This window comes from Serratia sp. LACPHL-BACT-2024-00286 (genome assembly GCF_043109535.1).
GTDB lineage: Bacteria > Pseudomonadota > Gammaproteobacteria > Enterobacterales > Enterobacteriaceae > Serratia > Serratia sarumanii.
In genome coordinates this window covers 1-13,817 of record NZ_JBICNA010000017.1, presented here as the reverse complement: position 1 = coordinate 13,817, position 13,817 = coordinate 1, and the positions used below count along the sequence as shown (strand labels likewise).

Here is a 13,817-nt window from a genome sequence, read left to right as displayed (position 1 = left end):
ACATTGAAATAAAAGGGTAAATTAAAAAGGTGTATAGGGTGAACAGTTTTTCTATAAATCTTTTTTTTGTGGCTGTGAGTCCAAGAAAAAAGCTGCGATCAGAAAATAGCGACAGTAAATTTATGCGTAACAATAATTTTTGGTTTGGGTTCGTGACACGGAACCTAACCGAGTTCTTTGTGTGGCTGAATTTTAGGCTGCTCTCAGAGCGATAGTCTAATCTTCCAGCATTTCACGAAATTTATACTGGGGGCTCTAAGGGCGGGTAATCCTGTTTTTTTCAATAATTTTATATTTTTCATTGCATTGATTGGTTATTTGAGTCCGGCGATGGCGTCTGCCTGAAGCAGTGACCAGCGGGTACCTCGGCATTGACTCCACCGATAGCCTAGATGCGCGCATGTGCGTTTTGGCGATCGGATTTGCGGATACAGGTGACGTGATGGCCTGATATTTCAACTAATTTATTTATTAGTGGTTTACGCGCAGCGAGCAGACGTGGGGGAAACAGCAATCATGAGGTTAAATAGACCTTTTTACGTAACCTGAGTTGAATAGGGAGGAATTTCCTTTTCTAGATTGATGGCTGGTTAAATCACTTTTCAGCAACCAATGAAACAGCTCTTGATTTCGTTTAAAGTTCAATTTTTTCATGGCATTGCGTTTATGTGCACTGATGGTCTTTACATTTATACCCAGGCTGGCTGACATGCAGGTAAGTGTTTCACCTTGTTTAATTAGATGTAACACTTCACGCTCTCGTTGTGTAAATGATGCTTGATTAGGCTGCGCTTTTACCGGCGTCCTTTGCATGAGCTGCTTGGAGAGGATGTTCTCCATAAGTTGAAAGGCAATACCCTCCGACTGGTGTCTGTATAATATGTTGTTTTTATTGATTTTTTTGTATAGGTGCTTTAAGTGTGCATCTTTAATTTCAGCGATGGCGACATACAATGGTTTATCGTTCCTCATAGAGGTTGGGTTGCGAGGCTCGATGACAGTACCACAACGTATTGCCTGAAAAACAATATCTGCCTTTTTTTTGCAAGGGTAATGAAAGGAGAACACTGTGCTCTGGCCAATACTATTTAAGTATTTTTCCAAAACTATCGCTAACCCGGATGCATAAAACTTATCATCGTCAATGATTACAATGTGCCATTCTTTATTAGGTGTTGAGTTTTTCTTTTTACTCATTTTTAGATGCCTCTCTAAAATGGTTATTCATCTGCTTTGGCTGTCATTTTTATGTGGTGTTGACTATCAATTCGCAGTAAAGAGTGAATCCACTATTGCCCCCCTTGGTGGTTATTAGGCTAATAGAGTAGCTAGCCGGCTATGTAATATGCAACTTAATTAATTTAACTTGTGGTATGCAGGGTTTAATTTTTTTTACGTGTAACTTTTAACTGGTTAAGTGCTTAAGTATGATAGCTATGGATGTTGTTGAAGGAGTTGAATACCTTCCTGACAAGTTATCAAATCGTTATGAGAGCTACTTAATTATTTGTTATAGTGCATACCAACATTGGTATTTCTAACCCTCTATAAAATAAAAGATTTTTTCCTATTTCTCTTGTTTTTGCATAAAATGCGACACCTGGTATGTCAGGCAGTACGTAAGTGTGCCAGAGTGTATCGGGTACATTGTCATTAGGGTTATGCTCCTCACTCGTAATTACAGCTGTAGAATAACCATTTATATCAGCCGGTTTACTCGTGACGAAAATCCTTCTGTAGACAGTGTAATTTTTATTTTCTTCTTTAAGTGAGCCTACAAATAGTACTTCATTTTGATCTTCTTGATGTGAGATGATGTTTATATTGACGTTGAGATCGATTTTTGTGTTGTTATTTGTTGTAACTCTAGCAGTTAATTGAGTATTGCAACGAAAAGGTTTCCAGTTAAGGCTACTTAAAGGGTAAGCTAATAGGAAAACTGCAAAGGCAGTAAAAATCGATGTCCAGATGACTATTCTTTTCATGGCGATTTACTCAATGAGTCTAAAGTTATGGCAGCTCTTGTAGCTCATGTCAGTGTTTTTAGTACAGACTGACATGAAATAAACCTTTAATATATCGTTGGCAGGGCGTGCTTCCATATAGTAAATGTCATGACTGCTCTGCATACAGTCAATCTTTTCATTAGCTACCATTTTCAGCGCACGTGCCAATTGTTCATTGTTTTGTTTATCGTCGCCCAGAAGATAATAATTACATTTATTCTGAGTGGTTGCGAGCACCGGCTCTTTATCTCTATTTAGACCACTCAATTTCATGGCTGTAATAATTGAAAGCAAGGCAAGGCTTAGAGCCAAGATTGGCTTTCGCATGGTGTAAAATGTTCCTTTCGTGGCTGAAGTCGCGGAAGGATTCAAACTTTCTTCCTTTATCTTCTCGCTTGACGCATCAAAAGTCTTAACCTTTTCATTAGATAAATGCTCTTGCGATGACTTGGTTTCTGGGTGGATCTCCGCTTCCATTTTAAAGCCTATCCGCGGTACCGTAATCAGAATCTCTTTGTTCACCCCAAGTGCTTCAAAGGCTTTTCTCAACTCACTGATATGGTTACTTAGGGTTGCACTAGACGGTGAGAATCCGTAGTCCTCCCAAACGTGCTTGATTAGCGTTTCTCGCGTGAGCTCATTTTTATTGTTCTTTATTAGCTCAGTTAGTAATCGTGTCGCAGGCTTGGATAGTTTGATAGTGAGCAGGTCATTACTCCTGAGCATTAATAACCTGCACTCGGGATCGAAAATGATAGTTAAATTTATTATGTATTTCATAAGAGTATCTTTTTCCTCATGGTGTCAATGCGAAGTACTAGTTATTAATAAGAATCGTCTTGTTTTGATTTTACGAAACTTATTGGATGTGAGTGGTGTACGTCAACCTATTTTTCAGGACTGTTTTTTTATTATTAGAGTGCATGAAAAATAGTCAGCATTACAGCTTAATTAAAATATCCAAAAAAGATAATTAATCTAATTATAGCTTGTTTTTTATTGGGTTTTGGATTTTTTATCTAATTTTTTGCTATTAATTAAATTATTTATCTTTTCTTTTTCTTCTTGGTTACCATTTTTCCTGTTGTCGGACGCTATGACATCGCGAGTTGACAGGTATGTACTCAGCTATCTGTCTCTGCATGCTTAGTGTAGAGGTAAAGGCAACTTCATCAAAATGGGATAGACCTCTTAATTAAGGATAAAGTAGAAATGAAATTGAATAAAATCATGATGGCGGCAGTGTTGGCATTCGGTGCTGTTTCTGGTGCACAGGCTGCCGACCAGGGGCACGGCAAAGTCACCTTTACCGGCTCCATTATTGATGCTCCGTGCTCTATTGCTCCGGAGTCTGTTGATCAGACTGTTGAGCTTGGGCAGATCTCTAAGGTTGCTTTGCTTAGTGGAGGGAAGTCTACCCCGCGTAATTTCTCGATCGATCTGGAGAACTGCACGTTCGGCTCACCTGCAACCAAAAACAAGGTGCAGTTAACCTTCACGGGTATGGAGTCTGCTGCCAAAAATGGCCTGTTGGGGATTACCGGTACGGCTAAAGGCGCCAGCGTAGCCATCACTCAGGCTGATGGTGAAATCATTAAACTGGGTACGCCAACTAAAGAACAAGTATTGCAGGACGGACACAATACGCTGAATTTCTCCGCTTATATGCAGGGCGATACCGCTTCTTCCGCCGTTATTACCGAAGGTGAGTTCCAGGCGGTAGCTGATTTTACTCTGGCTTATAACTAAAAGATTGCTCCACATAAAGTAAGTATTTCCTCTATATGTGTGTATATGCATGCGGTATCCCCGCATGCTTTTTGGTAATGCTTTAAAGTATGGAGCATGTTCTATTATGAGGCTTTGTAATAGCGTTATTTTAGTGGTTTCTTGCCTATTTACCTTTCCAGCGAACTCTGCGTTAGCAGATAAAAACGTTGCCGGATGGGGACGGGTAAATATGCACGGAGCCATTATTGATACTGCTTGCGCTATTGCTATTGACAGCCGAGAGCAAACCATTGATATGGGGGTTTTACCCTTGTCAGATATTATTCGCGATGGGCAGGGCCGCAGCCAGCATTTTTCCATTGATTTGGTTGACTGCATCACTGAACGCCCAGGAAAGGAAGGTTGGAAGAAATTTCAGGTTACTTTTGACGGCGAATCTAATGGTGAGTTATTTGGCGTTAACGGTAGCGCCTCCGGGGTAGCGTTGCAGATTATTGATGCCAATGGAAATGTCGCAACACCGAGCAAGGCTATGCCTCCAATGGATATTATCCCGGGTAATAGTCAATTGAATTATGTTATGAGGTTGGTGGCCAATGGTCAGACGTTGACATCTGGGAGTTATCTATCCTCTATCCGATTTAAGCTGGACTATTTTTGATTTGCTTCTGAAAGAACGTTGTTTTTCGGCTCGCGTAATGGATCTATTTATACTAATAAGGTAATGCCATGGAGTTTCCGCTTGGAAAATTTGTGCCTCTGCATTCGTTAGGGTTATTTATTTCCCTTGCGCTGGGATCCTCCGTGATAAGCGCGCATGCTGCCGATGATATTCAGTTCAATACCGATGTGCTGGATGTTAACGATCGTAAAAACATTGATCTGAGCCAATTCTCTCGCAGTGGTTACATTATGCCGGGTACTTACGGCATGGTGGTGCACGTTAATAAGAATGACTTGCAAGAGCAACAGATCCCATTTTATGCGCCGGAGGGCGACCCAAACGGCAGTCGTGCCTGCCTCAGCCCCGCATTGGTAGAACAACTGGGGTTTAAGCCTGGCGTGCTGAAAGACCTGACTTGGTGGCACGAAGGAGAATGCCTGAACGAGAGTAGCGTGAAAGGGATGGATGTGCGTGGCGATCTGCCCACGTCCTCTCTTTACCTAAGTGTTCCTCAGGCTTATCTGGAGTACAGCGACGAGAACTGGGATCCGCCGTCTCGCTGGGATGAGGGGATTCCCGGGGTGCTCTTCGATTACAACGTCAATGCGCGTAGCCAGCATCAGCAGCGGGACGGATCGCGTGGTTATAGCCTCAGCGGTAACGGTACGGCGGGCGCCAACCTGGGCGCATGGCGTTTGCGTGCCGATTGGCAGGCGAATATTGACCATCAGGCGGGGAATGGGCAATCGACCCAGAAGCAATTGGACTGGAGCCGGTATTACGCCTATAGGGCAGTACCGGCGCTGCGCTCGAAGCTGACGCTGGGCGAAAACTACCTGGATTCAGGCATGTTCGATAGCTTCCGTTTCACGGGGATGAGTCTGGTATCGGACGAAAGCATGTTGCCACCTAATCTGCGTGGCTATGCGCCGGAAGTGGTGGGCATAGCGAAAACGAATGCCAAAGTCACCATCAGCCAACAGGGGCGTGTGCTGTCCGAGACCGCGGTTGCCGCAGGGCCATTCCGTATTCAGGACATCAACGATGCAGTCACTGGCGAGCTGAACGTGCGGGTGGAAGAGCAGGACGGTGACGTTCAGGAGTTCGTGGTGAATACCGCCAACATTCCCTATCTGACGCGGCCCGGTTCGGTGCGCTTCAAACTGGCGACGGGTAAACCGTCAGACTGGCAGCACCATTCGCGCGGCCCGCTGTTCGGTACCGGCGAATTCTCTTGGGGGGTCAGCAACGGCTGGTCGCTGTACGGCGGTGTTTTGGCGGGCGGCGACTACAACGCACTTTCGTTGGGTATCGGCCGTGACCTGATGGTATTTGGGGCGCTGTCGTTTGATGCTACCCAGTCGCGGGCACAGTTGCCACAGGAAGACGGCACGCTCAGTGGCGGCTCCTATCGCCTCAGTTACTCAAAGAGCTTTGACGAATACGACAGCCAGGTGACCTTTGCCGGCTATCGCTTTTCGGAGCAGGACTTTATGAGCATGAGTGAGTATTTGGACGCGCGCTATTACGGCACCCGAACGGGTAATGGCAAGGAAATGTACACCATAACTTTCAACAAGCACTTCCGTGACTGGGGGCTGAGTTCCTATCTCAATTATAGCCACGAGACGTATTGGGACAGACCGGCCAACGATCGTTACAACCTGACGTTGTCGCGCTATTTCGACGTGGGCCGGTTCCGCAACCTGAGCCTGTCGCTGTCGGCGTACCGTAATGAATACAACGGGACGAAAGATGATGGGGCCTACCTTTCACTGTCGATGCCGTGGGGGGATAACGCAACGGTGAGCTACAACGCCACGGTGAACCGCGACGACACTACGCATCAGGTGGGGTATTCCGACCGAATTGATGAGCACAATAACTACCAGTTGCGCGCCGGCCGCTCGCGAAGTGGGGTGAATGTGAACGGATATTACAACCATGAAGGCGACAAGGCGCGCATGAGTGCCAATGCCAGCTACCAGGAGAACCGTTACAGCGCCGTCGGGATGTCGATGCAGGGTGGCATGACGATGACGGCGAGTGGCGGGGCGTTGCATCGTTCTGGCATGCCGGGTGGCACCCGCATGCTGATTGACACGCAGGGGGTGTCGGACGTGCCGGTGCGGGGCTATGGCAGTACCACCAACACCAACGCCTGGGGCAAGGCGGTTATCGGGGACGTGAACAGCTATTACCGTAACAAGGCGAGTATCGATGTGAACAAGCTCGGTGATAACGCCGAAGCCACAAAGTCGGTGGTGCAAGCCACGCTCACCGAAGGCGCTATCGGTTACCGCCAGTTCGAAGTGATTGCTGGCGAGAAGGCGATGGCGGTCATCAAACTGGCCGACGGCAGCCAACCGCCATTTGGCGCCACGGTGATGAACGCCCGTAAGCAGGAGACGGGCATCGTCAATGACGGCGGCAGTGTCTATCTGAGCGGCATCAACGCCGGCGATGCCATGACGGTGCACTGGAACGGTGGTGCGCAGTGTGAGGTGCGTATGCCAACGCCACTGCCTGCCGACATGCTGATGAATACGCTGCTGTTGCCGTGTCATCCGCTGGGGGCAAGCTCCGAGCCTGGAGCGCAGACGAAGGGTGAACCACAGTCAGTGGTTGCACCCGAGCTTTAGCAGACTTCGTAAGCGCCGCGCCGATGAGTAAAGTGGTGTGCAGGTTTAATCCAAATTCGATGAGGGCCGCTATGGCCGGGAAAGAAAATATGGAAAAGAACGAATTGAACATGAAACAGCATCACAAAGGCCGCCCGGCAACATCCGTGCGGAAAAAGATCCTGCCACTGGTAGCAGTGACAGGCGCTCTGCTCGGCGCATTGCTGGCCCAGCAGGCGCAGGCGGCGATAGCGCTTGACCGCACTCGGATTATTTTTGATGGCAGCCAAAAGTCGGTGAGCCTGAACGTCAGCAATCAAAACAAGCAGCTGCCCTACCTGGCGCAGGGCTGGATTGAAGACGATAAGGGTAACAAAATCCAGAGCCCCCTCACGGTGCTGCCTCCGGTTCAACGCATCGAGCCGGGCAAACCGAGCCAGGTGAAAATCCAGGCTCTGCCGGTGGCGAAGACGCTGCCGCAGGACCGCGAGACGGTCTATTACTTCAATCTGCGGGAAATCCCGCCGAAGAGTACCAAGCCGAATACGCTGCAAATTGCGTTGCAGACGCGTATCAAGCTGTTCTACCGCCCGGCAACCATTGCGATGGACAAAAACGCACCGCCGCCACAGGAGCAACTGACCCTGAGTAAGCAAGGCAACAAGTATGTGGTCAACAATCCGACGGCGTATTACGTCACGTTGGTCGACGCTGCCGCTAAAAAAGGCGGCGCGGGTATCAAAAACTTCGAGCCGCTGATGGTGCCGCCAAAGGGCAATTTACCGTTGACGGTGAGTGCAGCAGAGTTGGGTAACAGCCCGGTACTGACCTACGTTAATGATTACGGTGGCCGGCCGCAGCTGAGTTTCAGTTGCTCAGGTAGCACATGCACTGTGATGCCGGCGAAGAAAGCGTAGTGGAGCACGGTCTGGTGGTGCAGGCACCGGTCAAGCAGAGGGAGACAGGATATGGACATGACACACGAGACAGGCCGACACCGATGGGGCCTGTGCGGGGCGATTGAGCTGAAGTATTACGGTGCGTTGATCGGGTTGGCGCTGATGGCCCCGATAACGCTGGGGGCAGTGCTCTGGCTGCTGCCACCGGCGCAGGCTGCGGTGGATAACTGGGATGTCGAAGGCGCTAACGGTACCCTGTATGTTCACGGGGCGTTAACAGAGAGCGCCTGTCGGCTGGAGATGACCAGCGCCCACCAGGATGTCACACTCGGTGAGACGGGGGCGGGGCGCCTGAGAACTATTGGCGCGCGTGGCGAACCGGTTCGGTTCGAGCTGCGTCTGGAGGATTGTCTGCGCAGCCCGGCCGGTAGCCGCGATGTGCGTACCGGCGGCCTGACCTGGGCGGACAATCAGCCTGCGGTGACGGTGAGTTTCCGTGCGATGCGTGACGCCGATAACCCGCAGTTGGTGAAGGCGCAGGGCGTCTCTGGGCTGGGGTTGCGGCTTGAAAATGCGCAGGGGGAAGACGTTCGCCTGGGCAGCAGGGGGAAACCACTGTTGTTGACGCCGGGGCAAAATACGCTGAGCTACACGATAACCCCGGAACGCACTCCCTCCGCGCTGATAGCTGGTAGCTATCGGGCCGTGGTGGATTTTCATCTGAGTTATGACTAAGGCGGTCGGGACAATGAATGGGATCGTAACGCTGCAGCGAATGCTGGCAGCTGTGTTGGCAACTTTGCCGATGCTGGCATGTGCAGACCCCTCGGCCACGGTCACCATCAAGGTGACCGTGGTGGCGCCACCGCCCTGTGTGATAAACGATGACCGGCCGATTGAAGTGGAATTCGATGACGTGATTACTACCCGGGTAGATGGTGATAATTACAAGATGCCGGTCAATTACACGCTGTCGTGCGCCGGGGGGGGCTCTAGTGCGATGAAGCTGCAGGTAAAAGGCAATGGTGCTGCGTTCGACGCAACGGTGTTGCAAACCAACAAGACCGGGCTTGGCATCGAACTGCTCCAGGGTGACAGCAAGCTGGCCGTCAACAAGTGGCTGAGTTTCACCTATCCGAACAAGCCTGCATTGTGGGCCGTGCCGGTAAAACAGGCCGGCGCGTCCCTGACGGGAGGAGAGTTCAGCGCAGGGGCCACGATGGCCGTGGATTACCAGTAACAGGAGCTGAGCATGAGCAAAACACTAAAAGTCCTGTTGCTGACCGGCAGTCTGACTGCGGGCATTACCCCGGTACAGGCCAACGACGGCGAAGCAGACATGACGTTTCACGGCACTCTGATAGAGCCGCCCCCTTGTACCATCAATGACGGTAACCAGGTCGAGGTTGACTTCGATGACAAGGTGGGCATCAACAAGGTGGACGGTGAGAACTATCGTAAGCAGTTGAATTATCAAATCACCTGCGATAACGCCGTCGGCGGGAACTGGGCATTGACGCTCAGCCTGAGCGGTAGTGCGGCAGGGTTCGACAGTGACGCCTTGTTGACGGACAAGGCAGGCCTCGGCATCCGGGTATACCAGAACGATAAACCCTTCACACCGAACAGTGTGCTGAAGATAAACCTGGCCAACCCGCCGCGTCTGGAGGCGGTACCGATAAAACAAGCTGGTGCCAAGCTGACCGAAGGGGCCTTTGAGGCCTGGGCCACGCTGCGTGCCGACTATGAATAAGGAGCGCGACATGAAAGGGAAATTGTCAGGGTATTCACGCTCTCCGGTGGCCGTCCTGATGTTGGTGGCGATATTGATTGCCTCACCGTTACCGGCTCTGGCCGCGGGCGACAATAACCTGTACTTGCATGGTGCTCTGGTTGCAGAGCCTTGCGCGATCTCACCGGGCGATGAAGAAATCACGCTGGATTTTGGCACTATCATCGACAAGTACCTGTACCTGAACACGCGCACTCTGGGGCAACCCTTCGAAATACACCTGGAGGAATGTGACCTGACGCAAGGTAAAACGGTGAGCGTGACCTTTACCGGTACAGAAAATCAAGCATTGCCGGGCCTGTTGGCCATCGACGGTGGCAGTGAGGCCACGGGGATTGCCATTGGGCTTGAAACACCAGCGGCAAAACCGCTGCGACTCAATAAGGTGAGCGATAAAACCCTGCTGAAGGTTGGGGGCAACACCATTGCGCTGAAGGCTTATATACAGGGCGAGCCAGACGCAATAGCCAACAAAACGATTGGCCGAGGCGCGTTCAGTGCGGCCGCTACCTTCAATCTGGAATATGAGTAAATGGCGTCAAATTGCCAGTGACAAGCACGCAGAAAGAAGTTAACACCACGCAGGCCTGGGAGAGGGCTTACCGTTGGTTGTGCCGGCGACGACAACATGCGCCACCGAATGCTGATGTATGGGATTTACGCTTTAAGTGGCCACAGCAGCAGTTTCAATGGCTAAACCGCGTGCTGGCAGGAGGATACCGACTCTCCCCAATGCAGGTGTATCGGCGGCGGAATAAAAGTTGGGTGCAATGGTCGGCGCATGATGCGTTGGTGCTCAAATGGGTGGCGATACAGATTGAAGAGCAACTGCCCAGGAACACGTCTTGCCATCACCTTAAAGGGCACGGTGGCGTGGTTGGGTCGACGCAGTGTGTTTCTTCTGCCTGGCGATGTGGGGAATGGCGTTATGTTTACCGCACGGATATCCGGGGTTATTACCAGCACATTTTAAAGTGCCAGGTGGCGGGGCAATTGAACTGGCATATAGAGGATGCGGTCTGCAGAAATTTGTGCCTGCAATGGCTCTATTACAGCGTTGAAGACGGCGGTGAGATAGTGACGCCGGAAAAAGGGATTTGTCGCGGTAGTGCGCTGAGTCCGCTTATCGGCGGCAGTATATTGCGGCATGTTGACCATTATTTCGCGACGCGCGAGGAGATATTTTATGCCCGATACATGGATGACTTTATTTTCTTTACTAAAACGCGTTGGCATTTACGCAAAACGATTAAATCGCTGTATGAATTTTTTGATTTGGGTGGCTTTGAAATACACCCGGATAAAACGCAATTGGGGAGAGTTGAAAATGGTTTTGACTGGCTGGGGATATGGTATGCCCCCGAAGGGCCCCGGATAGCTCCGCGAGCAATAGAGAACCATCGGGAACGTATTGCGCGGCTTTATGAGCAAGCACGTTTGCGGAAACTGCCGAAGGCAGAGACCGATAATCGTGTGCGAGAGTATGAAGCCCGGTGGATGAATTGGGCAAAACACCACTTGATGAATTTAGGGTGATTGCCTGATAAACAAGCATAAATTCACCTCCCATTACTCGACCTATGAGTTCGTCTTGATGGCTCGATTATTTACCAAGGTCCATACTATGAAACGTCTCCATGTACTCGCACTGCTTTTGTGGTCATCCGCCGCCTTTCCTTACAACATCGTCGTTACCAACGCGCAGATCACCATGGGCTCCGTACCTGGTGAATACGGCTATGAGTTTGATTGGCACATCAGCGGCGCGCCTGATCCATGGGAAGATCAATACTACCCTTGTACGGGGGGGACCGTGAACCTACGGTGCCATCTCTCCGTTCGTACCTTGTTTGGTCAGTCAGCCCCCGGGGGATTCCACGTCTACCCCCATGGGAATATAATACCCGAATGGTCACTAGGCCGCGTGTACGGGATGTGGGTTGCCAGCGGTCTGGGCAGCGGCCACGCCTCCTTCCCGCCTGGGCCGAACCGCGGGCAATGGCCGTGGCCGCCCGGATGGCCACCGCGGTGGGCGGATCTCTGCTTCGGGCCGGCAATAGCTGTTGAAAATCAATCCTACCGGCTCGTCCCAGGGGCGACGTGTGTCCGCGCATCACCTCCTGAAACCACCTGCCGTGTTACCCTGCCATCCATGATCGACCTCGGTGTGGTGAACGTAGGTGCCGTTGCCTCGGGGGTAGCATATGGTGACATCACGTGCGGTAACTCTGTTTCTGTCCGAGCACGACTCCTCAACGATCCAAACCTCGATGGCCGATCCGTCCGGCTCACGATCAATGGATTCTCCCTGGGCCGGGCCGAGACAACCATAGGGTCCGGAAGCCGGATCCCATTCAGGGTCTCTGCGTCCGTCGACTTACCTCTGATACATGCCGGCGTCTACTACACGGACTCCGTGATCTCGGTCACCTACGATTAACCCATGCCTGACGCGCCAGAGATCGATGTACGCATTCCAAAACTGAATGCCACCGAGTCAAGGGGTCTCGCACCGCAAATCTGGATTTGATGACCCCATGGCCAGGGGGATACCAAGGGATGGGCCACCACTGATGCCTGTGTTTGAGTCTCCAACCTCCCTGCACCACTGGCATATGCCTTCGCTTCCGACGGTGCAGGGTGGATGAGTAAAATCCGCGAGTCCACCCGGTTAACAGATTGAAATTAAAAAGGATATAACTATGCCGTACGAGAGTGTGCCCGTATTTGGTTTAATCATTTTCAGGCGGTGAATAGCCTGTATGGGGATTATATCGTTGCTAGCCTAGGGGGCTTTATCTGTATAACTACATGTAACTTGTTATATTATCTGTTTTTTTTGGTTAAATATCATTGGTTTTACTGTCTTTGAAATTCCTGTGATCGCCCGCAGCCGGATAGCATGCCGCAGACGACCTGCGCCACAGGACCACTTCCGCTTCGACAACATGGACGGCGTCAGCACCTGGTTCTGCAATCAGTGTGGCGCCGGTGACGCCCCTTGGTTGACACATCCCTGACGCTGGTTGCCCACCGCAGTCGAACAGATGGCCGCTCTGATGGGAAATAGCATCAACAGCTGCATACCGCTGCCCAATGTCAGACCATAGCGCTTGTATGGGCGCCAAATGCTGAAACTCTGACCCTGCACGGCCAACCACTGTGTGTCGGCGGTATCACTATCCGCCCGGAGACCTGTTGCTGCCGTCGCACAACTCCGGGGCGAGGTGCTTAACGTGCAACTGATCCACGCCCAAGGAGGCAAACGCAAGCTGGCTGGCGGGTAGGTGAGAGTTGCCTGTTACACCCTGAGCGGCGCTGACTATAAGACTATTTGGCTAACGGAGGGTTGCGCTGCGGGCCTGACCGGGAAGCTCTGCGTCCACAACTTGGCTGCTGCTTGCGGCAAAGAATGACAGGAACGGCACTGGGCAGGCCCGTGCGACGGATACGGCCACACTGGTTAACGGTATCCCGGTGTTGCCGCCCTGGAAAGCTACTGGAACGACACCTACTGTCAGCAGGACTCTGAGACCACGAGCATGCCACATCAGACGTTCAGCCCACCGCCGCAGCTCAGCTCGTTTGACACGCTGAACGATGCCGACCTGAAATCCGAGCTGCTGGCCGGTGCCGAAACACCACCTCCACCACTATCGACAATTTGGAGTCGGTGTGCGAACGTACCAGTGTGCTCGGCTTCTCTCTTTGATAATTATGCCCGACGTGGAGATGTAGAGCGGTGACCGGGCGGGTATCAGGTCGCCATCGACCCCAAATACCGCGACGTCTATACCGCCCACATCCCGGCGGAGATTTTTGCGGTGAACAACAACCCGATGCAGTACAGCGACCGCAGCGGTGGCATTTTGAGTCTCCAGGGGCATCCCACCGTTCCCGGAGGCTCCCCCCCATGAAGAACGTGATCCGCTGCTGCTGGCGAAGATCACCGAAAAACTCGCGTTAATAATGCGACACCTGATGCAGCGTCCAACCCGAATGACGCCCGCGCACTGCTCCAGGCACAGCAGGGTTCGGCCGAAGTCCTGGAAATCAAACGGCATGCCATCCGCCGATCGATTTTTGTGGTTACCTACAGGTACT

13 protein-coding genes and 1 pseudogene are annotated in these 13,817 nt (G+C 51.3%); 11 read left to right on the top strand and 3 right to left on the bottom strand.

The window, feature by feature from the left end; genetic code table 11:
- Positions 1 to 522 precede the first annotated feature (522 nt).
- The 3 genes from ACF8MC_RS25570 to ACF8MC_RS25560 all read right to left on the bottom strand — a co-directional run bounded on the left by ACF8MC_RS25570 (position 523) and on the right by ACF8MC_RS25560 (position 2,786).
- Complete coding sequence (locus ACF8MC_RS25570) at positions 523 to 1,197, bottom strand: LuxR C-terminal-related transcriptional regulator (protein ID WP_131165586.1); 675 nt, start codon at positions 1,195 to 1,197, stop codon at positions 523 to 525.
- Between the two features lie 302 nt (positions 1,198 to 1,499).
- On the bottom strand, positions 1,500 to 1,985 hold the full coding sequence (locus ACF8MC_RS25565) for a hypothetical protein (RefSeq protein ID WP_131165587.1): 486 nt from the start codon (positions 1,983 to 1,985) through the stop codon (positions 1,500 to 1,502).
- A 6-nt stretch (positions 1,986 to 1,991) separates the two neighbouring features.
- Positions 1,992 to 2,786: a winged helix-turn-helix domain-containing protein gene (locus ACF8MC_RS25560; protein WP_131165588.1), complete on the bottom strand. Its 795-nt coding sequence runs from the start codon at positions 2,784 to 2,786 to the stop codon at positions 1,992 to 1,994.
- 432 nt (positions 2,787 to 3,218) lie between these two features.
- Between ACF8MC_RS25560 and ACF8MC_RS25555 the strand changes: the two genes are divergently transcribed.
- From ACF8MC_RS25555 to ACF8MC_RS25505, 11 genes and pseudogenes are all read left to right on the top strand, one after another.
- Positions 3,219 to 3,755 carry a fimbrial protein gene (locus ACF8MC_RS25555; protein WP_131165589.1) on the top strand — a complete coding sequence of 179 codons (537 nt, stop codon included), beginning with the start codon at positions 3,219 to 3,221 and terminating at the stop codon, positions 3,753 to 3,755.
- A gap of 106 nt (positions 3,756 to 3,861) precedes the next feature.
- Positions 3,862 to 4,398 carry a fimbrial protein gene (locus tag ACF8MC_RS25550; RefSeq protein ID WP_131165596.1) on the top strand — a complete coding sequence of 179 codons (537 nt, stop codon included), beginning with the start codon at positions 3,862 to 3,864 and terminating at the stop codon, positions 4,396 to 4,398.
- 68 nt (positions 4,399 to 4,466) lie between these two features.
- Positions 4,467 to 7,043 (top strand): outer membrane usher protein, encoded by a 2,577-nt coding sequence (locus tag ACF8MC_RS25545; protein ID WP_131165590.1) that lies wholly within the window; start codon positions 4,467 to 4,469, stop codon positions 7,041 to 7,043.
- Between the two features lie 89 nt (positions 7,044 to 7,132).
- Positions 7,133 to 7,939 carry a fimbria/pilus periplasmic chaperone gene (locus tag ACF8MC_RS25540; RefSeq protein ID WP_239506375.1) on the top strand — a complete coding sequence of 269 codons (807 nt, stop codon included), beginning with the start codon at positions 7,133 to 7,135 and terminating at the stop codon, positions 7,937 to 7,939.
- A gap of 51 nt (positions 7,940 to 7,990) precedes the next feature.
- A complete protein-coding gene (locus ACF8MC_RS25535; protein WP_131165591.1) occupies positions 7,991 to 8,656 on the top strand; it encodes a fimbrial protein in 666 nt (221 codons plus the stop codon).
- Between the two features lie 13 nt (positions 8,657 to 8,669).
- Positions 8,670 to 9,161 (top strand): fimbrial protein, encoded by a 492-nt coding sequence (locus ACF8MC_RS25530; protein ID WP_131165592.1) that lies wholly within the window; start codon positions 8,670 to 8,672, stop codon positions 9,159 to 9,161.
- Between the two features lie 12 nt (positions 9,162 to 9,173).
- Complete coding sequence (locus ACF8MC_RS25525) at positions 9,174 to 9,674, top strand: fimbrial protein (RefSeq protein WP_131165593.1); 501 nt, start codon at positions 9,174 to 9,176, stop codon at positions 9,672 to 9,674.
- A 10-nt stretch (positions 9,675 to 9,684) separates the two neighbouring features.
- Entirely contained in the window at positions 9,685 to 10,245 is a 561-nt protein-coding gene (locus ACF8MC_RS25520) for a fimbrial protein (protein ID WP_131165594.1), read from the top strand.
- Between the two features lie 17 nt (positions 10,246 to 10,262).
- A complete protein-coding gene (locus ACF8MC_RS25515) occupies positions 10,263 to 11,249 on the top strand; it encodes an RNA-directed DNA polymerase (RefSeq protein ID WP_131165595.1) in 987 nt (328 codons plus the stop codon).
- A 1,343-nt stretch (positions 11,250 to 12,592) separates the two neighbouring features.
- Positions 12,593 to 12,733: a primase-helicase zinc-binding domain-containing protein gene (locus tag ACF8MC_RS25510; RefSeq protein WP_308346696.1), complete on the top strand. Its 141-nt coding sequence runs from the start codon at positions 12,593 to 12,595 to the stop codon at positions 12,731 to 12,733.
- 104 nt (positions 12,734 to 12,837) lie between these two features.
- Positions 12,838 to 13,817: pseudogene (locus ACF8MC_RS25505) on the top strand (DNA primase); the annotation flags it as partial.

Excerpts from the sequence above, each read along its gene's own strand:
- ACF8MC_RS25570 (WP_131165586.1), bottom strand. The coding sequence starts at position 1,197 with ATGAGTAAAAAGAAAAACTCAACACCTAATAAAGAATGGCACATTGTA.
- ACF8MC_RS25565 (WP_131165587.1), bottom strand. The coding sequence starts at position 1,985 with ATGAAAAGAATAGTCATCTGGACATCGATTTTTACTGCCTTTGCAGTT.
- ACF8MC_RS25560 (WP_131165588.1), bottom strand. The coding sequence starts at position 2,786 with ATGAAATACATAATAAATTTAACTATCATTTTCGATCCCGAGTGCAGG.
- ACF8MC_RS25545 (WP_131165590.1), top strand. The coding sequence starts at position 4,467 with ATGGAGTTTCCGCTTGGAAAATTTGTGCCTCTGCATTCGTTAGGGTTA.
- ACF8MC_RS25555 (WP_131165589.1), top strand. The coding sequence starts at position 3,219 with ATGAAATTGAATAAAATCATGATGGCGGCAGTGTTGGCATTCGGTGCT.
- ACF8MC_RS25550 (WP_131165596.1), top strand. The coding sequence starts at position 3,862 with ATGAGGCTTTGTAATAGCGTTATTTTAGTGGTTTCTTGCCTATTTACC.
- ACF8MC_RS25530 (WP_131165592.1), top strand. The coding sequence starts at position 8,670 with ATGAATGGGATCGTAACGCTGCAGCGAATGCTGGCAGCTGTGTTGGCA.
- ACF8MC_RS25525 (WP_131165593.1), top strand. The coding sequence starts at position 9,174 with ATGAGCAAAACACTAAAAGTCCTGTTGCTGACCGGCAGTCTGACTGCG.
- ACF8MC_RS25520 (WP_131165594.1), top strand. The coding sequence starts at position 9,685 with ATGAAAGGGAAATTGTCAGGGTATTCACGCTCTCCGGTGGCCGTCCTG.
- ACF8MC_RS25535 (WP_131165591.1), top strand. The coding sequence starts at position 7,991 with ATGGACATGACACACGAGACAGGCCGACACCGATGGGGCCTGTGCGGG.
- ACF8MC_RS25540 (WP_239506375.1), top strand. The coding sequence starts at position 7,133 with ATGGAAAAGAACGAATTGAACATGAAACAGCATCACAAAGGCCGCCCG.